Annotated in this window: 15 protein-coding genes; 14 read left to right on the forward strand and 1 reads right to left on the reverse strand. The window is 62.9% G+C overall.

Annotated elements, in window-relative coordinates:
- Window positions 1–39 precede the first annotated feature (39 nt).
- Window positions 40–1,968 (reverse strand): CocE/NonD family hydrolase, encoded by a 1,929-nt coding sequence (locus AC1D75_RS08240; protein ID WP_495514783.1) that lies wholly within the window; start codon window positions 1,966–1,968, stop codon window positions 40–42.
- 533 nt (window positions 1,969–2,501) lie between these two features.
- Between AC1D75_RS08240 and rplJ the strand changes: the two genes are divergently transcribed.
- The 14 genes from rplJ to rpoB all read left to right on the forward strand — a co-directional run bounded on the left by rplJ (window position 2,502) and on the right by rpoB (window position 19,133).
- Complete coding sequence (rplJ, locus tag AC1D75_RS08245) at window positions 2,502–3,062, forward strand: 50S ribosomal protein L10 (protein WP_495514784.1); 561 nt, start codon at window positions 2,502–2,504, stop codon at window positions 3,060–3,062.
- A 66-nt stretch (window positions 3,063–3,128) separates the two neighbouring features.
- A complete protein-coding gene (gene rplL / locus AC1D75_RS08250) occupies window positions 3,129–3,509 on the forward strand; it encodes a 50S ribosomal protein L7/L12 (RefSeq protein WP_495516012.1) in 381 nt (126 codons plus the stop codon).
- Between the two features lie 341 nt (window positions 3,510–3,850).
- The gene (locus AC1D75_RS08255) at window positions 3,851–5,017 is read left to right on the forward strand and encodes an ABC transporter ATP-binding protein (protein WP_495514785.1); all 1,167 of its coding nucleotides are present in this window, start codon (window positions 3,851–3,853) and stop codon (window positions 5,015–5,017) included.
- Window positions 5,018–5,824 (forward strand): MlaE family ABC transporter permease, encoded by an 807-nt coding sequence (locus AC1D75_RS08260; protein ID WP_482135614.1) that lies wholly within the window; start codon window positions 5,018–5,020, stop codon window positions 5,822–5,824.
- Complete coding sequence (locus AC1D75_RS08265; protein WP_495516013.1) at window positions 5,821–6,690, forward strand: MlaE family ABC transporter permease; 870 nt, start codon at window positions 5,821–5,823, stop codon at window positions 6,688–6,690. Before AC1D75_RS08260 ends, AC1D75_RS08265 begins: the two co-directional genes overlap by 4 nt.
- A 4-nt stretch (window positions 6,691–6,694) precedes the next feature.
- Window positions 6,695–8,062 carry an MCE family protein gene (locus AC1D75_RS08270; RefSeq protein WP_495514786.1) on the forward strand — a complete coding sequence of 456 codons (1,368 nt, stop codon included), beginning with the start codon at window positions 6,695–6,697 and terminating at the stop codon, window positions 8,060–8,062.
- Window positions 8,059–9,126: an MCE family protein gene (locus AC1D75_RS08275; protein WP_495514787.1), complete on the forward strand. Its 1,068-nt coding sequence runs from the start codon at window positions 8,059–8,061 to the stop codon at window positions 9,124–9,126. The genes AC1D75_RS08270 and AC1D75_RS08275 overlap by 4 nt, the downstream gene beginning before the upstream one ends.
- Window positions 9,127–9,184: 58 nt before the next feature.
- Window positions 9,185–10,222 carry an MCE family protein gene (locus AC1D75_RS08280; protein ID WP_495514788.1) on the forward strand — a complete coding sequence of 346 codons (1,038 nt, stop codon included), beginning with the start codon at window positions 9,185–9,187 and terminating at the stop codon, window positions 10,220–10,222.
- Entirely contained in the window at window positions 10,222–11,481 is a 1,260-nt protein-coding gene (locus tag AC1D75_RS08285; RefSeq protein WP_495516014.1) for an MCE family protein, read from the forward strand. Before AC1D75_RS08280 ends, AC1D75_RS08285 begins: the two co-directional genes overlap by 1 nt.
- On the forward strand, window positions 11,481–12,785 hold the full coding sequence (locus tag AC1D75_RS08290; RefSeq protein ID WP_495514789.1) for an MCE family protein: 1,305 nt from the start codon (window positions 11,481–11,483) through the stop codon (window positions 12,783–12,785). Before AC1D75_RS08285 ends, AC1D75_RS08290 begins: the two co-directional genes overlap by 1 nt.
- Window positions 12,782–14,023 (forward strand): MCE family protein, encoded by a 1,242-nt coding sequence (locus AC1D75_RS08295; RefSeq protein ID WP_495514790.1) that lies wholly within the window; start codon window positions 12,782–12,784, stop codon window positions 14,021–14,023. Before AC1D75_RS08290 ends, AC1D75_RS08295 begins: the two co-directional genes overlap by 4 nt.
- A gap of 31 nt (window positions 14,024–14,054) precedes the next feature.
- Window positions 14,055–14,678 (forward strand): hypothetical protein, encoded by a 624-nt coding sequence (locus tag AC1D75_RS08300; protein ID WP_495514791.1) that lies wholly within the window; start codon window positions 14,055–14,057, stop codon window positions 14,676–14,678.
- Window positions 14,678–15,388 (forward strand): hypothetical protein, encoded by a 711-nt coding sequence (locus tag AC1D75_RS08305; protein ID WP_495514792.1) that lies wholly within the window; start codon window positions 14,678–14,680, stop codon window positions 15,386–15,388. Before AC1D75_RS08300 ends, AC1D75_RS08305 begins: the two co-directional genes overlap by 1 nt.
- Window positions 15,389–15,644: 256 nt before the next feature.
- Window positions 15,645–19,133 (forward strand): DNA-directed RNA polymerase subunit beta, encoded by a 3,489-nt coding sequence (gene rpoB / locus AC1D75_RS08310; RefSeq protein WP_495514793.1) that lies wholly within the window; start codon window positions 15,645–15,647, stop codon window positions 19,131–19,133.
- The last annotated feature ends 37 nt before the right edge of the window (window positions 19,134–19,170 follow it).

Consider the following 19,170-nt stretch of genomic DNA (forward strand, 5'->3'; position numbering starts at 1 on the left):
GTAACTGCGACGCGGTGGGTTTCGAGTTCGGTCGAGGTATTACCAGGCGGGTGTGCCGACCGCCTGGAAGGTCAGGTAGCTCTGATGAAATGGGTCGAGGACGATTTTCTGGGTCCGGAATCCGGCCTTGATCAGGTCGGGGAGGACCGCAAGGAACCGCGGCAGGCTGGCGGCGTACACATCGACACGCAGTCGGTGTCCGGGCTCGAGGATGGCATCGGTTGCGACCAGGTCGATGTCGAGGTCGACCGGCAGGTGCGGTTCGACCTTGAGCTTGCGCTTGAAAGTCAGCGGATGGTGGGCCAGGAGTAGCGACCCGTCTTCGGCGTACTCACACAACTCCGGATCCAGCGAGCGATTCGATGAGGTCAGTGATCCGTTCGACAGCACGGTCGAGGTGCCGTCCGGTGCAACATCATTGAGCGTGACCGCCCACAAGGCATCGGTTCCGGCGCAAGTGGTGCGCAGGTGCAGGTTGACCGAGCCGGAGATCTGAACGGAATCGGATACCGGCGCCGTGGTGAACGACAGTGCGCCCCGTTCCTGGAACCGGGCGTCGGTGGTGAACCGTTTGCCCAGCACCCGCGTCGCGCCTGCGGTCACCTGCGTCATGTCCCGCGACACCAGCCCGCGGGCGTCGGGGCGAATGCCCAGCGCGGCCGGCTCGGTGTTGACGGTGGTGCCGAGACTTCCGTCGTGGACGCTGTGCTTCGACGTATCCGAATGAGCCGCCGACAGATAGAGGCGCTGCACTCGGGAGTCGTTGCGCGGGAACGACTGTCCCGACGTCCACGAACCACCCTGCTGCTGCAGCGTCACCGGACCGTATTCGTCGACACCGTTGTCGATGCCCTTGAGCCAGCGGTCGAACCAGGCCCGCTCGAGAACATCGACCCGCGGCGGCGAGACCCGTCCGCCGAAGCCGAGACCGGCATCGATGTGATAGCCGTCGGCCATGACGAGCTGCTTCTGGCCGGGAGGCAGGTTGAGCTGGTTGTAGATCCGGGTTGCGCTGCGGCCGAACAGGTCGTGCCAACCGCCGAAGACGAACGTCGGTGCGGTGATCTGATCGATGTTCGGATCGCGTTCGTCGAAGTACGGATCGTCGTAGATCCGGGGATCGGTGCCGGTGAGGAATCCTCTTGTCAAAGAGCCGATCTCGGTCGCAGGGGAGGCGAGGCGATCCTTGAGCCAGGTGAGCCCGTTCGTGCCGAGCACGTCACCGAGCACGGTGGACGGATTGGGAAGCCACTTGAGCAGGTTCACCCCGGCCAGCCAGATCGGAATGAACACAGACGGGGCGCCGCCGGTGATGTAGATGTCGCGAACGATGTCTTCGCAACCCTCCACCGCGAAGACGGCCTTGAGGTGTGGTGATCCGTTGCCCGCGGCCTGCAGCGAGTTGATCGCCGAATATGACCAACCGGCCATACCGACGTTGCCATCGCACCACTGTTGGCAGGCGGCCCAATCGATGATCTCGATCGAGTCCTGCTGCTCGCGGTCGCCGAGGATTTGCCAGCGGCCATGAGACGAACCGGTACCGCGGACATCGACCACCAGCTGTACATATCCGCTCTGGACCAGCTTGCGGTTGATGCCGAAGACATCGAGGATGCCGCCGGACAGCGGCGGCAGTGGCAGGTGGTGGGTGGCCTGGTCGATGACGTCGAGGAACGCGCGGTTATAGGGATTGATGCTGACGACGGTGGGCAGCGCGGTGGTGACAGCCTCGCCGGACTTGTCGACCGGCCGGATCAACGTCGCACGCAACCGGACACCGTCGCTCATCTCCAGGTCGACGGACCGATCGATCGACACCGAAGCGAACTCCGGCTCGCCGTCGACCAGTTCGCGCCACCAACGGGCGTTCGCGCCACCGGTCGGATCGCCGAGGGGGAGTGTAGGAGCGGTCCGGCTGACCCCACGGCTCACCGCGGACTCGTACGGGCTCAACTGGTAGACCATGGCGCTCCCTCTCCACTGCCGGGAGGGATGCGGCGAAATCTGAAAACCCCGGTGCTGACCGGGGAATCCAGGTCGCGACAACACTCCATCGTGCTGCTGGACAGTGCTACCCGGTATTCGTGACCCGGCTCACACTGGACTGGTTGCATCAATGTAGCCGAGCGGGCGTTCGGTCGCGACAATCGGGTTAATCCGGCTTCACAAATTGATCCGGATGTGGCCGATTTGTGACCGGGAGGCACTTACCGGTAGTGTTACCCCTTGGTGTTCGCGGGTCATATGCCTGCGGACGCCAGTTCAACCAGAGACCGTTGGTTACCGGTACGCGATCATCGCGGATCGGCCGAAGGCCCGACTTTCGTCGGCGGCCCACGCAGGGAGAACGAGGTATCGCAGTCAGGTGGCATCATGCCACTTCGCTCGTGTGCGCCCCGTGCCCTGTGCCGGGGCGTTTGTCGTTGGTGGGGCACTTGGCCCATCCGATACGTCGCGCTCCAACGTGCCAACCGACACGTCATGAGAGGAGGCGAAGTATGGCAAACACCGAAAAGGTTTCCGCGGTTGCGGAGATCACCGAGCAGTTCAAGGGAGCCACCGCAGCAGTTGTCACGGAATACCGTGGCCTGTCGGTCAAGCAGATCTCTGAGCTGCGTCGTTCACTCGGCGAAGGCGCCGTCTACTCCGTCGCCAAGAACACCCTGGTCAAGCGTGCCGCAGCTGATGCGGGCGTGACCGGTCTGGACGAGCTGTTCACTGGCCCCACCGCTATCGCCTTCATCGAGGGTGAGCCGGTTGTGGCGGCCAAGGCGATCAAGAACTTCGCCAAGGACAACAAGGCTCTCGTCATCAAGGGTGGATTCATGGATGGCCGCGCGCTGTCCGTGGATGAGGTCAATCGGATCGCCGACCTCGAAACCCGTGAGGTACTCCTTGCGCAGCTCGCCGGTGCCATGAAGGGCAACTTGGCAAAGGCCGCGGGTCTGTTCACACAGCCCGCATCCCAGGTCGCACGTCTTGCGGCCGCACTGCAGGAAAAGAAAGCTGCCTCGGGCAGCGAAGAAGCCGCGGTCGCACCCGCAGAAGCGGCCGAATAAAACCCCACCAACATTCCCGGCGCGCGTCACCGTGCGCCCATGGGAAAGACAGAAAGGATTGCCACCATGGCGAAACTCTCATCTGACGAGCTCATCGAGCAGTTCAAAGAACTGACCCTGCTGGAACTCAGCGAGTTCGTGAAGAAGTTCGAAGACGTCTTCGAGGTCACCGCGGCTGCTCCGGTCGCCGCTGCTGCTGCCGCTCCGGCTGCCGCTGAAGCCGCTGCTGAGCAGGACGAGTTCGACGTCGTGCTCGAGTCGGCCGGCGACAAGAAGATCCAGGTCATCAAGGTCGTCCGCGAGGTCGTCTCCGGACTGGGTCTGAAGGAAGCCAAGGATCTCGTCGAGTCTGCCCCCAAGGCACTGCTCGAGAAGGTCGACAAGGATTCCGCCGAGGCAGCCAAGGCCAAGCTCGAAGAGGCCGGCGCCAAGGTTTCCGTCAAGTAATTCTGATCTGACGACGGTCCGGTTCGCCGGATCCACTCAGAGCGCACAACGACCCGCAGCTTCGGCTGCGGGTCGTTTTGTTTTTTCGCCTCAGCAAATTTTCGGACGTCGGCAGAAATTTTTGGACGACGGCGGGTGGCGACGGAAGTTACTCGCGGGTAACTGAATTTTTCCTCTACCTGCGGCAACCGAGGCCGGACGGTGTCGCCGTTGTCGAGGCTCCGGTATGACCGAGTCTGTGAAACCGCGACAGCGCGTTTATTCATTACGTTCTGTGGGTTAGAGTGAGCCGAACCACAGGTTCCGCGACGGGGGCGGACTTCATTTGGAGGGACATTTAAGTGGGTGTTGAGGTCAGTGTCGAGGGACTCACGAAGTCGTTCGGGTCGCAGAATATTTGGCGTGATGTCTCGCTGACCCTGCCGCAGGGTGAGGTGAGTGTTCTGTTGGGCCCGTCCGGTACGGGTAAGTCGGTGTTCCTCAAGTCGCTGATCGGATTGCTGCACCCCGAACAGGGGTCGGTGATCGTCGACGGAACCGACATCACGAAATGTTCCTCGCGTGAGCTCTATGAGATCCGCAAACTGTTCGGCGTCCTCTTCCAGGACGGCGCGTTGTTCGGGTCGATGAGCCTGTTCGACAACATCGCGTTCCCGCTTCGTGAGCACACGAAGAAGAAGGAAGACGAGATCCGTCAGATCGTGATGGACAAGATCGAGCTGGTCGGTCTGACCGGTGCCGAGCACAAGCTGCCCGGTGAGATCTCCGGCGGTATGCGCAAGCGCGCCGGCCTGGCCCGTGCCCTGGTCCTCGATCCTCAGATCATCTTGTGCGACGAGCCCGACTCGGGTCTGGACCCGGTCCGCACCGCCTACCTGTCGCAGCTCCTCATCGACATCAATGCCCAGATCGACGCCACGATTCTGATCGTGACCCACAACATCCAGGTCGCTCGGACCGTGCCTGACAACATCGGCATGCTCTTCCGCAAAGAACTGGTGATGTTCGGTCCGCGCGAGGTGCTGCTGACCTCGGACGAGCCGGTGGTCGATCAGTTCCTCAACGGCCGTCGGATCGGACCCATCGGTATGTCCGAGGAGAAGGACGACGCGCAGCAGAAGCGCGAGCAGGAGATGGTCGACGCAGGCCACTCCGACGGCGGTACTGCAGAGGATGTCCGCGGTATCGTTCCGCAGCTACAGGCCACCCCGGGACTGCCCGAGCGTAAGGCTGTCGGACGTCGTCAGGCCCGGGTCCGTGAGATCTTGCATACCCTGCCGCCTGCCGCGCAGAAGGCGATCGAGGAGAGCTTTGTGCAGGAAGACGCTGCGCAGGAGAATCAGCGCCAGGCCGCCCATCGGATGGCCCCGGCAGGTGCTCCCGCTTATGAACAGACCCAGGGTTACGAGCAGACGCAGGGATATGACCAGACTCAACCCCAATTCGCCGATTCTGATGCTCAGACCGAGCAGTTCCCCCCGTACCGCCCCGGGGACAAGGCTCTGTAGATGACCAGTGCCACCACGCGTGGTGTCGATCGGGTTGCAAAAGCCGGTACGGGCGCGCTCGCTCAAACCGGCAACATTGTCCAACTGTTCGTCGATGTTGCACGCCAGACATTCGTGCGCCCTTTTCAATGGCGCGAGTTCATCCAGCAGGCCTGGTTCATCGCAAGTGTGACCATCCTGCCGACCGCGCTTGTCGCCATCCCGTTCGGCGCGATCGTGTCACTGCAGACCGGATCGCTGATCCGGCAGCTCGGTGCCGAATCGTTCACCGGTGCCGCCAGCGTGCTGGTGGTGATCCAGCAGGGCGCACCCCTGGTGACGTCGCTGCTGGTGGCAGGTGCCGCCGGATCGGCGGTCACCGCCGACCTCGGTTCGCGGACGATTCGTGAAGAGATCGACGCGATGAAGGTGTTGGGTATCAACCCGGTTCAGCGTCTTGTCGTCCCGCGTGTGTTGGCCATGATCCTGGTGGCCGTGCTGCTGTGTGGCCTGGTCTCTGTTGTCGGCATCGGCGGAGGGTATTTCTTCAACGTCATCGTGCAAGACGGAACACCGGGTGCCTACCTGGCGTCGTTCAGCGCGCTTGCGCAATTGCCGGACATTTATGTGGCCGAGATCAAGGCCGCGGTGTTCGGTGTGATCGCCGGAGTGGTCGCGGCGTACAAGGGACTCAATCCCAAGGGTGGTCCCAAGGGTGTCGGTGACGCGGTCAATCAGGGTGTCGTCATCACCTTCCTGCTGTTGTTCTTCGCGAACTTGATCATCACTGCGGTCTACCTGCAGATCGTTCCGGCCAAGGGTTCATAGGAGAACAGGTGACGATCGCCAAAGGCAGAGGAGAGCTCGGCTACCGCGCAGGCAAGATCGCGCGCATTCCGTTGCGGGTCCTCGATGGTGCGGGCGACCAGATGTCGTTCTACGGACGCGCCATCGGGTGGTCGCCGCGCACCATCCGCCGCTACCCCAAAGAGCTGCTGCGGCTGCTCGCCGAGGTCGCATTCGGATCGGGTGGACTCGCCGTCATCGGCGGCACCATCGGCGTGATGGTGCTGATGTCCGGCTTCACCGGTGTCGTCGTCGGGCTGCAGGGCGCCAACGCGCTCGACCAGCTCGGTTCGCAGGCCCTGACCGGATTCCTTGCCGCATATGCCAACACCCGTGAGGTCGCGCCGCTCGTCGCCGGCCTCGCGTTGTCGGCGACCGTGGGTTGTGGTTTCACCGCGCAGCTCGGCGCCATGCGGATCTCGGAAGAAATCGACGCACTCGAGACGATGGCCGTGCCGTCGATCCCGTTCCTCGTGACCACCCGCGTGCTGGCCGGCTTTGTTGCCGTCATCCCGCTGTACGTGCTCGGACTGTTGTCGGCCTACTTTGCATCGAGACTGATAGCCACGCAGTTCACCGGCCAGTCGTCCGGTTCCTACGACCACTACTTCAACCTGTTCCTACCCCCGGAAGATGTGCTCTGGTCGTTTGGCAAGGTGCTGATCTTTGCCTTCGTGATCATCCTCGTGCACTGCTACTACGGCTACTACGCCACCGGTGGTCCCGCCGGTGTCGGTGTGGCGGTCGGGCACGCCGTGCGCGCGGCCCTGGTGATCATCGCGCTTCTCGACTTCTTCCTGGGACTGGCAATCTGGGGCACCACGACCTCCGTACGAGTGGGGGGCTAACCCGATGCAGGCACTACGCCGCCGGGCCCTGGGCCTGGTGTTCTTCCTCGTTGTCGCATTGTTCTTGACGTTGACGATCATGCAGTACAACAAGTCGTTCACCAGCACGGTGGATGTGAAACTTCTGACCACGTCGGCGGGCAACGCACTTCCGACCAGCGCCGATGTGAAGGTCCGCGGACTCATCATCGGTGAGGTCAGCAACGTCGCACCGGACATCGAAGACGGCTCGGTCATCGTCACCCTCGCGCTGCAGCCCGACAAGGTCGAGTTGCTGCCGACCGACACCACCGCGCGCATCCTGCCCAAGACCCTTTTCGGCGAGCGCTACGTGGCTTTGCAGATCCCCGAAGGCCAGGAGGGCTCTTCGGCCGATCATCTGTCCAACGGGGCGACCATCGAACAGGACCAGTCGGGTAACGCCGTCGAACTCCAAGAACTGTTCGACGAGCTGCTGCCGGTCCTTGACGCCATCCCGCCTGCCGATCTGAACGTGACGTTGTCGGCGTTGTCGAAGGCGTTGGCCGGAAACGGTGAGAAGTTGGGGACGAGCCTGTCCGAGCTCAACACGATCTTCTCCGAGATCAACGAGAACATGCCCGAACTGCAGGGCACTCTGCGAGGACTGGCGAGTTTCTCCCAGACCTACTCCGAGGCTCTGCCCGACCTGGTGGATTCGTTGGACAACCTGCGCACGACAACCAACACGCTGTACGAGAAGCAAGGTGATCTGCGGACCACCATCGCCGCGGTCACCCAGGTTGCCATCGACGGCACCAACTTCCTGGTGACCAACCGGCAGGACCTGGTCGATCTGGCCATCGAATCCGAGCCACTGCTCACGGCCCTGGCCGCGCAGTCCCCGGCGTTCGGTTGCACGTTCGAGAACTTCGCCGGACTCGTGCCGGAGGCCAATGTCATCACCGGGCTGGGCACCGAGAACCCCGGCGTCCGGGTGAACCTGCAGTTCGTGAACCCGAGAGGCCGGTATCTGCCCAACCAGGACGAACCGCGCTTTTTCGATGAACGTGGACCGATCTGCTACGCGCCTGCGACCAACGGCAGGCCGTTCCCGCAGTACCCGGGTGGTTCGGTGAACGACGGCTCCTATCAGCCGCCGTCCCGCAACGCCGGTCCGCGCAACATTCCCCAGATGCCGGCCGCGCAGTACTCGACGATGCCCGAGGGCTCGGCATCGGAACAGACTGCGTCCGAAGAAAAGCGGGTCACGAACTACAACGATCCGCGGAACAAGCTCCAGATGCAGGCCATCGTGGCGGCCTCGGCCGGTAAGGATCCATCCGAGGTTCCGGGCTGGATCACGCTGCTCGCCGCGCCCACCGTGCAGGGAGCGCAGGTGACCATCAAATGAAGGGTTTGATTGCGCCGCTGATCAAACTGATCGTGTTCGCGGTGGTCACCGTGTTCGCGACGTCGGTGCTCGCATTTGCCGTTGCCAACGGTGGGGCCGGAGGCGGCACCGATTTCAAGGCGATCTTCGAAGACGCGACCCAGGTGGCACCCGGCGACGACGTCCGGATCGCGGGCGTCCGCGTCGGCCAGGTCAGCGGCGTCGAGATCCACGATCGCACCCAGGCCAAGGTCAGCTTCTCGGTCGACCGAGACCGGCTCCCGGCCGGGGTCAGGGTCGTGATCAAGCTCCGAAACCTCACCGGCCAGCGCTACCTGGCCCTCGAGAAGGGGCCGGGCGATCAGACCCAGACCATCGGTGGCGGATCCACCATCGGACTGCCCAACACGGTCGAGGCGATCAACCTCACCGAGCTGTTCAACGGATTCAAGCCGTTGTTCCAGCAATTGACGGCCGACGATGTGAACAAGCTGTCGGCATCGATCATCCAGGTCTTCCAAGGGGAGAGCGGCACGATCTCGGAGCTGGTCCGCGACACCGCCAGCCTGACCAACACGATCGCCGACAGAGACGCGGTGATCGGCAGCCTGATCGACAACCTCAATGTGGTGCTCGGCAACCTGAACGCGCATGACGACCAGTTCACCTCGTTGCTGACCAACACCGAGAAGTTCGTGACCGGTCTTGCCTCGCAGAAGGAATCGGTCGGGTCGGCGATCACATCGTTGTCCAACCTGACCGCGGTGACGGCCTCGATCCTGCAGCCCACCCGGTCGTCCATCCAGGGTTCGATCGCAGCCCTCAACGACCTCGGAACCACGGTCGTGGAGCAGCAGGACTCGATCAAACAGACGCTGACCACCCTGCCTGTCAAGCTCCAGAAGATCGGTCGGGCGGCCACCTTCGGCTCGTGGTTCCAGTTCTATCTCTGTGGCTTGGATGTGACCGCCGGAAACGGTACGAGTGTGCTGCTGACACAGCCACTGATCCCGTTGCCGGACATCAACCATGTCCTCTACACCAGCGCTGCGACGCGGTGCTGGGCGAACCAGGACCCGCCGTGAGGTCGACAAACAGGAACATGACAACGCGCAGACTGACGCACGGTAGGGGGGTGACGCTATGAGTGATCGACGGCCAGGTGAGGGCAGGAGCCCGGTGACCGTGGGGTTCCTCGGCATCCTGATCCTGGTGATGGTGTCGTTGTCCGCCTTCTTCCTCAATTCGTTGCCGCTGATCGGGGCGGGTGTCACCTATGCCGCGAACTTCTCCGAGGCGGCCGGGCTCAAACCCGGTGCCGAGGTGCGCGTCGCCGGCGTCAAGGTGGGCGATGTGCGCGCGGTCGACCTCGACGGCGACAAGGTCCGGGTCGAGATGCGCGTGACCAACGCCTGGATCGGCAACCAGACCAAGGCGTCCATCCAGATCAAAACCGTTCTGGGACAGAAGTACATCGCGCTCGATCCGCAGGGCAACAAGATCGCCGACCCCGACGAGGTCATCCCGCTGAGTCGGACCACCTCGCCCTACGACGTGATCGAGGCGTTCTCTGATGCAGCCGAACAGGTCGACGACCTCGACACCGACCAGTTGGCGAAGAGCATGCGCACGCTCTCGGATGCCTTTTCGGGAACACCTGCAGACCTGCGGTCGTCGCTCGACGGTCTGACCCGGCTCTCGGAGACCATCGCCAGCCGCGACCAGAAGGTGCAGGAGTTGCTGGCCGCCACCAAGGACACCTCCAAGCTCCTGGCCGACCGGAACAACGAGTTCGAACGGCTGATCTCCGGAGCGGGGGAGTTGCTGACCGAACTCAACAATCGTCAGCAGTCGATCTCGACCCTGTTGTCGAGCACGATCACGTTGTCGGATGCGTTGTCGGGCATCGTCAAAGACAACCAGGAGCAGATCGGTCCGACGCTGGAAACCCTCAAGCAGGTGATTGTGATCCTTCAGGATCAGAACGAGAACCTGCGGCAGTCGTTGACCTACATGGCACCGTTCTATCGGCTGTACACCAACGTTCTTGGTAACGGTCGCTGGTTCGAGTCCGTGGTCACCAACATCCTGCCGCCGGCATTGCCGCAACAGAACACCACGCGGCCCCCGGTCATGAACACGACAACACTCAACAGCGGCGGAACGGAGGCCGGCGGATGATGACCACGGCACGCGACCTCCAGGGCACCCGGGGACCCGGGCGCTGGTTCACTCCCAAACACATCGTGTTCATCGTCATCGCGCTGATCCTGGCGCTGCTGATCGCCGGCTCGTTGTGGTGGGTTTTCAAGCGCGTCACCAGCACCACGGTGACAGCGGATTTCCGGAGCAGCGTCGGCATCTACGAGGGCAGCGATGTCCGGGTACTCGGTGTTGCCGTTGGCCGGGTGACCGAGGTGACCCCGCAGGGTGATCAGGTCCGCGTGAAGATGCGTGTCGACGGCGATGTGAACCTGCCCGCCGACGTCGGTGCCGCGCAGATCACGCCGTCCGTGGTCGCCGACCGATACGTTCAGCTCACCCCGGTCTACACGGAAGGCCCCAAGGCTCCGAAGAGCTTCACCCTTCCCATCGAGAAGACGATGGTCCCGGTGGAGGTCGACGAGCTCTATGCCAGCGTCGAGAAGCTGTCGACTGCACTCGGGCCCGAAGGTGCCAACAAGGACGGTGCGGTCTCGGAACTGGTGGCCACCGGCGCCGAGAACCTTGGCGACAACGGTGAGGCGCTGGGGGAGACCATCCGCGGACTGTCGAAAGCCGCGGACACCCTCAGCGACTCGCGCGGCAACATCGTCGACACGATCAAGAACCTCGACAGCTTTGTCGGGATGCTGGCCGAAAACGACCAGCAGGTGCGGCGATTCAACACCCAGATGTCCTCGTTCAACACCTTCCTGGCCGGCGAACGCGAACAGCTCGGTACCGCCCTGGACAAGCTGTCGGTGGCGCTCGGTGATGTCGCGGGATTCGTGCAGGACAACCGTGAGGCGCTCGGCGACGCGGTCGAAGGCCTGATCCCGACGACCCAGATGTTGGTGGACACAAAGGAATACCAGAAGGAAATCCTGGAAGTGCTCCCGGTGACATTGTCGAACCTGGTCAATGCCTACAACGCGGAGTCGGGGACACTCGACCTGCATCTGACCCTGCCCGAGTTGCAGAACTTGCTCGGTGCGCAGTGTGGCCTGCTCGATCTGGGCAAGCTCAAGCCCGGCGACCCGGCGTTCGAACAGTTCAGCTCGACCCTGCGGCCGATCATCGACCAGTGCAAGGACGTTGCCGAGCAGATCAACGACGGCATCACGACGCCGACGCTGAACCTGCCGTTCGGCATCATGAGTAACGAGAACAACCAGAATCGCGGCCCCGTCCCAGGAACGGTGCCCGGTACTCCGGCACCGGGATTGGGTGGCAACTGATGAACCGGTGGTTCAAGGCGGGCGCTGCAGCGCTGATCGGCGCTGCGGTGATCGCGGTGGGTGGTTGCGGAAGTCAGGGACTCCAGTCGGTCCCGCTTCCCGGCGGTGCGCCGTTGGGGGACAACCCGCGGACGTACAAGCTCCAGTTCCTCGATGTGCTCGATCTGGTGCCGCAGTCGACGGTCAAGTTCAACGGCGTCGAGGTGGGACGGGTCCAGGAGATCAAGGTGGCGCCCGACAAGTGGACGGCCGAGATCACCATCGAGGTGCAGAATCGCGTCGACCTCTCCGACCAGGCGCGTGCCGAGATCCAGCAGACGAACCTCCTCGGTGAGAAGTACGTGGCGCTGGAAGATCCGCAAGAGAACGCAGATCTGCCCCGGCAGAATCCGGCCGAGGTCATCGGATGTCCCGGTGTCGGGGACGCCGACTGTCGCACCCGCACGGCAACGGACATCGAACAGGTCCTGGGTGCGTTGTCGTTGCTGCTCAACGGCGGTGGCGTCGCACAGATCAAGCCGATCGTCGACGAGCTGAACACGGCGCTCGAGGGTCGTCAGACCGAGGTCAAGGGTCTTCTCGACGAGACCGCGCGCCTGATCAACGGGCTCGACGAGCAGAAGAACAACATCGTCACCGCGCTCGACGGACTCGACGCCCTGTCGACCCGAGCCCGCGCCCAGACCGACCAGATCAATCGGGTGCTCGATGAATTGCCGAAGGGCGTCAAGGTTCTCGAGGAGCAGCGGCCGCAGTTCGTGACGATGCTCCAGCAACTCGACAGCCTCGGCGACGCCGGGGTTGCGGTCCTCGGGACTGCCCGCGACGAGATCATCACCGATCTCAAGGCATTGCGACCGGTGCTGCAGTCCCTCGCGGGGGCTGCTCCGGACATCGTCACCGCGGCGCCGCTGTTGTTCACGTACCCGTTCCCGGACAACCTGTTGCCCGCTGTCATCGGTGATTCGACCAACCTGTTCGCGAACCTCGACCTACGGCTGCTCAACCAGCTCGAGGCACTCGGCGTCGGGCAGGGTGATCCGGTGTACAGCCCGCCGCGGACCGGGCCGACACCCAAGATCGATCCGAAGAATCCGTACTACAACGGCAACGGTCCGCGTCTGGGGTGGCCGACCATCACGTTGCTGCCGCTGCCCAACGCGCAGCCGGGCCCGAACACCCCGCCCTCGGGTGGGCAGTACGCGCTGATGCCGGATGAACGGGGCCAACAGAGCTTCATCGAGGGTCCGATGAACCTGTTGACCAATGCCAATGCCGGACCATTGGAAGGTGGTGGGTCATGATCTCCAAGGTCGCGAAGTGGCAGCTCATCGTCTTTGTGGTCGTCGGTTTGATCGCGCTGGTCTACGTCGGTGCCACATATGCCCGGCTGGACCGGCTCGTGGGCGTCGGTTCGTACACGGTCAAGGCCGAGTTCCCCGATTCCGGTGGCATCTTCACCAACGGCGAGGTGACGTATCGCGGTGTGCCCGTCGGCCGCGTCGGACCGTTGACGCTGCAACCCGACGGTGTCCAGGTTGAACTGGTCCTCGACTCCGGTGGCCCGAAGATCCCGGATTCGGCGATAGCAGTCGTCGCCAACCGTTCTGCGATCGGTGAGCAGTACGTGGATCTGCGGCCCAAGAACAACTCCGGGCCATATCTCAAGGAGGGGTCGGTCATCACCGACACGCAGATCCCGCCACCGTTGCAGGATGTGCTGAAGTCCGCGGTCGATTTCACCGGCTCGATTCCGGTGGACGATCTGCGGACCGTGGTGACGGAATTGGGCAAGGCATTCAACGGCAATGCCGATAATCTGGAGTCGTTGGTCGATTCGCTGGCGAACCTGTCCGAGGCGGGTCTGGACAATCTGCCGCAGACGATTTCGTTGATCCAGAACAGTGACACCGTGCTCGGAACCCAAGCCGACCAGTCGGACGAGATCCTGGCGTGGTCACGCAATCTGGAACTGGTGACACAGACACTGCAGGCCTCTGATCCGGCCATCCGGCGACTGTTGACGACCGGTACCGCAAGCGCCACACAGATCTCACAACTGTTGCAGGACAGCGGCGGCGACCTCACCACGGTGGTCCGCAATCTCGCCGAGACGGTCAACACGATCGCGCCGACGTTCTATGGCATCAGCCCGGCGCTGTCGTTGCTCTCGGCGCTGTCGAGCGGTAGCTACGGACCGACCCCCGGTGATGGCACCATCCACTTCGGAATCGTGCTCGAGGTCAACAATCCACCCGCCTGCACGGTCGGGTACGAGAGCACCGAGGCGATCATCGAGGCGGAGAAGGCCAAGAACCCCGACTTCGATCCCAACTACGACGACTTCCCATTCAACACCGAGGCCAATTGTGATGTGGCACAGGGAAATCCGACTGGTGTGCGAAGTGCGGACCGGGCTCAGTTCGCTGACCCGAACACGCCTCAGCCGTGGGACAACAACCCGAAGAAGATGCCCGACACCCTCAATCTGAATCCGATTGCGAAACAGATGGCTGCGCTGTTGGGCGTGCGGGAGAAGTGAGTGTTTCAAAAGTGTGTACCTTTGGCGGGCGATGACTACGACTTCGACTTCTGAGCCCGGCGGCAAGCAACATCTCGGTTCGCAGCAACTGTGGCTGCGAGTGTGTGCTGCCCTCGCGGCGGTCGCTCTCGTGGCGGCAGTGGTGTGTGCCGGTGTCTTCGGCTACCGGTGGATCGACTCCGCCTTTTTCGGTGTGCAGAACACTCAGGAGATCCGGGACGATGCACAGGACGGCGCCGAGCAGGTGATTCTCAATGTCACCAACATCGACCCGAAGAATCTGACGGCATTCCGTGAGCAGGTGGACTCGTCGTTGACGGGCAAGGCCCGCACGCAGATCACCGCGGAAGACTTCGAGACGCTCACCACTCAGGTGGACGAGAACGGCGACAACACCGCAACGCTGACGTCCGTGATCAAGCGCAGCGGCGTGGTCGAGTTCAACAAAGAGGACAAGACCGCCAAGGTGCTCGTGTACGTGGATGTCACCAGTGCCGTCCCAGGCGCGGAGCCGGCGACGTCGAACATGGGTTTCTCGGTTGATGTGGTCGACGTCGATGGCGGGTGGAAGGCCTCGGACATCCAATCGATCGACGCGATCGGACTGCAGGATCCGGCCGGCACCACCACCGCCCCGACCACAGGGGGTAACTGATGTCCACTCCACGTAAGCCGGCTCGTCCGAATGCGCCGCGCGGCAAGGTGCGGGTCGCCGGTAGCGGGCCGTCGACCGGCAATGCGGCCGGTCAGGCCGCGGACACCGTCGACGACAAGTCCGTCTCTCTCACGAAGTCGTCCTCATCGGCGAAGGCCTCGCCGAAGGCCGGTCCACGTGCCCCGTCGGCCCCGACTGCCGAGTCGGGATTCCTGACCTGGCGCAAGGTCGTGGTTGTTGCCGGTATCGCGCTGGTGGTCGCGGTGTTTGCGATCATCGCGGCGTTCAAGCCCGGTGTCTCGGAATCCGGATCGAACCTCGCGTTCACCAGTGCATCGGATACCAGTGCGCTCAAGGCGCAGGCCGGCGACCGGATCTGTGCGGTGCTGTCGGTGGATCCCACGAAGTTCGACGACTGGGCCAACAACGCCAAGACCGGTCTCACCGGTGAGGCCTTGACGCAGTTCAACGAGTATCAGACGACCACGAAGGACCTGGCCGCGCAGAGCGGGCAGGGCGCCGAATGCCAGGTCGACATGGTTGCGGTGAGCCATCTGGACGACTCGAATGCGACCGTCATCACCACCATGATCATCAGCAGCACCCAGCAGGGTGTGGCGGTCATGGGTGGACCCGGTCAGGCGCGTACCGAACTCGGCCTACAGAAGATCGATGGCCAGTGGTTGATCAGCCGCATCTCTGACTTTTAACCTCAAAAACCGCGCGTTCCTCTTGACGCGGGGCCTTCTTGGTTGCAGTCTGTTCGCAGTAACTCCGTGGGGTTGTTTACGTGCGCCCATTTTCTGGTACAGTTGGACGTTGCGCTGGCTGCGTCCTGTCCACCTCACGATTTCACCTTCCGACCACAGAGCTTGTGGCGTCCCGGGTGATCGCCGTTGACCAGGTTGTACAGCAGCGAAACACCATTAGGGCACTAACGAGTTATTCGTGTTGGAAGGACATATCTTGGCAGTCACCCGCCAGTCCACCTCAACCATTCCAGGTGCGCCTCGGCGCGCCTCTTTCGCAAAGATCAGCGAGCCACTGGAAGTACCCGGACTGCTTGATGTGCAGCTCGAGTCCTTTGAGTGGTTGGTCGGTTCCGCGGAATGGCGTGAGCGCGCTGCATCTCGCGGCGATGGAAACCCTACCGGCGGCCTGGAGGACATCCTCGCCGAACTGTCCCCGATTGAGGACTTCTCCGGTTCCATGTCGCTGTCTTTCTCCGACCCGCGTTTCGATGAGGTCAAGGCCTCTGTCGCGGAGTGCAAAGACAAAGACATGACCTACGCGGCTCCGCTGTTTGTCACCGCCGAGTTCATCAACAACAACACCGGCGAAATCAAGTCCCAGACAGTGTTCATGGGCGATTTCCCGATCATGACCGACAAGGGCAGCTTCATCATCAACGGCACCGAGCGTGTCGTCGTGAGCCAGCTGGTCCGTAGCCCCGGCGTCTACTTCGATGCGAACATCGACAAGGCCACCGAGAAGACCCTGCACAGCGTCAAGGTCATCCCGGGTCGCGGCGCCTGGCTCGAGTTCGACATCGACAAGCGTGACACCGTCGGTGTTCGTATCGACCGCAAGCGTCGCCAGTCGGTCACCGTGCTGCTCAAGGCGCTCGGTTGGACCAAGGAGCAGATCGAGGAGCGCTTCGGCTTCTCCGAGATCATGATGTCGACGCTGGAGAAGGACAACACCGCAGGCACCGACGAGGCCCTGCTCGAGGTCTACCGCAAGCTGCGTCCGGGCGAGCCCCCGACCAAGGAGTCCGCGCAGACCCTGCTGGAGAACCTGTTCTTCAAGGAGAAGCGTTACGACCTGGCCAAGGTCGGCCGTTACAAGGTCAACAAGAAGCTCGGTCTGGTCGAGAACCCGATGGCCGGTGCTCCGGTGCTGACCGAAGAAGACATCGTCGCCACCGTCGAGTACCTGGTGCGTCTGCACGAGGCCGACCCCAACGTCACCAGCACCATGACCGTGCCCGGTGGCGTCGAGGTTCCGGTCGAGGTCGACGACATCGACCACTTCGGCAACCGTCGCCTGCGTACCGTCGGCGAGCTCATCCAGAACCAGATCCGCGTGGGCCTGTCCCGCATGGAGCGTGTTGTCCGCGAACGTATGACGACTCAGGACGTCGAGGCCATCACGCCGCAGACCCTGATCAACATCCGTCCCGTGGTCGCCGCGATCAAGGAGTTCTTCGGAACCTCGCAGCTGTCGCAGTTCATGGACCAGAACAACCCGCTGTCGGGTCTGACCCACAAGCGCCGCCTGTCGGCGCTGGGCCCCGGTGGTCTGTCCCGTGAGCGTGCCGGCCTCGAAGTCCGTGACGTCCACCCGTCGCACTACGGCCGTATGTGCCCGATCGAGACCCCGGAAGGCCCGAACATCGGCCTGATCGGTTCGCTGTCGGTGTACGCACGGGTCAACCCGTTCGGCTTCATCGAGACCCCGTACCGCAAGGTCACCGAGGGTGTCGTCACCGACGAGATCCAGTACATGACCGCCGACGAAGAAGATCGCTTCCTCATCGGTCAGGCCAACACCAATTTCGATGCCAGCGGTGTCATCACGGATGAGCGTGTGCTCGTCCGTAAGAAGGGCGCCGAGGTCGAGTTCGTGACGTCGAGCCAGGTCGAGTACCTCGACGTCAGCCCGCGTCAGATGGTGTCCGTGGCCACGGCCATGATCCCGTTCCTCGAGCACGACGATGCCAACCGTGCCCTGATGGGTGCCAACATGCAGCGTCAGGCGGTGCCGCTGGTTCGCAGCGAGTCGCCGTTGGTCGGTACCGGCATGGAGCTCCGTGCTGCTGTCGACGCCGGTGACGTGATCCTGACGCCGAAGAACGGTGTTGTCGAAGAGGTTTCCGCCGACTACATCACCGTGATGGCAGACGACGGCACCCGTGACACCTTCCAGATGCGCAAGTTCGCACGCTCGAACCAGGGCACCTGTGCCAACCAGCGTCCGATCGTGGACGAGGGTCAGCGGGTCGAGATCGGACAGGTCCTCGCCGACGGACCTTGCACCGAGAACGGTGAGATGGCCCTCGGAAAGAACCTCCTCGTGGCGATCATGCCGTGGGAAGGCCACAACTACGAGGACGCGATCATCCTGAGCCAGCGTCTCGTCGAAGAGGACGTGCTCACCTCGATTCACATCGAAGAGCATGAAATCGACGCGCGCGACACCAAGCTCGGTGCCGAGGAGATCACCAGGGACATCCCGAACGTCTCTGACGAGGTGCTCGCCGATCTCGACGAGCGCGGCATCATCCGCATCGGTGCCGAGGTCCGCGACGGCGACATCCTGGTCGGAAAGGTCACGCCGAAGGGCGAGACCGAGCTGACCCCGGAAGAGCGTCTGCTGCGTGCCATCTTCGGTGAGAAGGCCCGCGAAGTTCGCGACACCTCGCTCAAGGTTCCGCACGGTGAGACCGGCAAGGTCATCGGAATCCGCGTCTTCTCGCGTGATGACGACGACGATCTGCCTCCCGGTGTCAACGAGCTGGTCCGGGTGTACGTGGCCCAGAAGCGCAAGATCCAGGACGGCGACAAGCTCGCAGGCCGCCACGGCAACAAGGGCGTCATCGGCAAGATCCTGCCCGCCGAGGACATGCCCTTCCTGCCTGACGGCACCCCGGTCGACATCATCCTGAACACCCACGGTGTGCCGCGGCGTATGAACATCGGTCAGATCCTGGAGACCCACCTCGGGTGGATCGCCAAGACCGGCTGGAACATCAACGTCGCCGAGGGCGTGCCGGAGTGGGCGTCGCGTCTGCCCGAGGACATGCTCTCGGTCGAGGCCGGCACCAACACCGCCACCCCGGTGTTCGACGGCGCTCGCGAAGAGGAACTGACGGGCCTGCTGGCCTCGACGCTTCCGAACCGCGACGGCGAGGTGATGGTCAACGCTGACGGCAAGGCCACATTGTTCGACGGTCGTAGTGGCGAGCCGTTCCCGTACCCGGTCTCGGTCGGTTACATGTACATCATCAAGCTGCATCACTTGGTCGACGACAAGATCCACGCGCGTTCGACCGGGCCGTACTCGATGATCACCCAGCAGCCACTCGGTGGTAAAGCTCAGTTCGGTGGTCAGCGTTTCGGTGAGATGGAGTGCTGGGCCATGCAGGCCTACGGTGCGGCGTACACGCTGCAGGAGCTTCTGACCATCAAGTCGGACGACGTTGTCGGCCGCGTGAAGGTCTACGAGGCAATCGTCAAGGGCGAGAACATCCCGGAACCGGGTATCCCCGAGTCGTTCAAGGTGCTGCTGAAGGAACTTCAGTCGCTGTGCCTGAACGTCGAGGTACTCAGCTCCGACGGTGCCGCCATCGAGATGCGTGACGGCGACGACGAGGACCTGGAGCGGGCTGCGGCCAACCTGGGTATCAACCTCTCGCGCAACGAAGCCGCCACCGTCGATGACCTGGCCAACTGATCACCCAGCTTTTTCTGACTGAGCTACTGAAAGGTAA

Source organism: Williamsia sp. Y712, from assembly GCF_059445525.1.

What these genes read in the sequence shown, in the direction of transcription:
- AC1D75_RS08240 (WP_495514783.1), bottom strand. Translation starts at nt 1,968, where the DNA reads ATGGTCTACCAGTTGAGCCCGTACGAGTCCGCGGTGAGCCGTGGGGTC.
- rplJ (WP_495514784.1), top strand. Translation starts at nt 2,502, where the DNA reads ATGGCAAACACCGAAAAGGTTTCCGCGGTTGCGGAGATCACCGAGCAG.
- rplL (WP_495516012.1), top strand. Translation starts at nt 3,129, where the DNA reads ATGGCGAAACTCTCATCTGACGAGCTCATCGAGCAGTTCAAAGAACTG.
- AC1D75_RS08260 (WP_482135614.1), top strand. Translation starts at nt 5,018, where the DNA reads ATGACCAGTGCCACCACGCGTGGTGTCGATCGGGTTGCAAAAGCCGGT.
- AC1D75_RS08270 (WP_495514786.1), top strand. Translation starts at nt 6,695, where the DNA reads ATGCAGGCACTACGCCGCCGGGCCCTGGGCCTGGTGTTCTTCCTCGTT.
- AC1D75_RS08275 (WP_495514787.1), top strand. Translation starts at nt 8,059, where the DNA reads ATGAAGGGTTTGATTGCGCCGCTGATCAAACTGATCGTGTTCGCGGTG.
- AC1D75_RS08280 (WP_495514788.1), top strand. Translation starts at nt 9,185, where the DNA reads ATGAGTGATCGACGGCCAGGTGAGGGCAGGAGCCCGGTGACCGTGGGG.
- AC1D75_RS08285 (WP_495516014.1), top strand. Translation starts at nt 10,222, where the DNA reads ATGACCACGGCACGCGACCTCCAGGGCACCCGGGGACCCGGGCGCTGG.
- AC1D75_RS08290 (WP_495514789.1), top strand. Translation starts at nt 11,481, where the DNA reads ATGAACCGGTGGTTCAAGGCGGGCGCTGCAGCGCTGATCGGCGCTGCG.
- AC1D75_RS08295 (WP_495514790.1), top strand. Translation starts at nt 12,782, where the DNA reads ATGATCTCCAAGGTCGCGAAGTGGCAGCTCATCGTCTTTGTGGTCGTC.
- AC1D75_RS08300 (WP_495514791.1), top strand. Translation starts at nt 14,055, where the DNA reads ATGACTACGACTTCGACTTCTGAGCCCGGCGGCAAGCAACATCTCGGT.
- AC1D75_RS08305 (WP_495514792.1), top strand. Translation starts at nt 14,678, where the DNA reads ATGTCCACTCCACGTAAGCCGGCTCGTCCGAATGCGCCGCGCGGCAAG.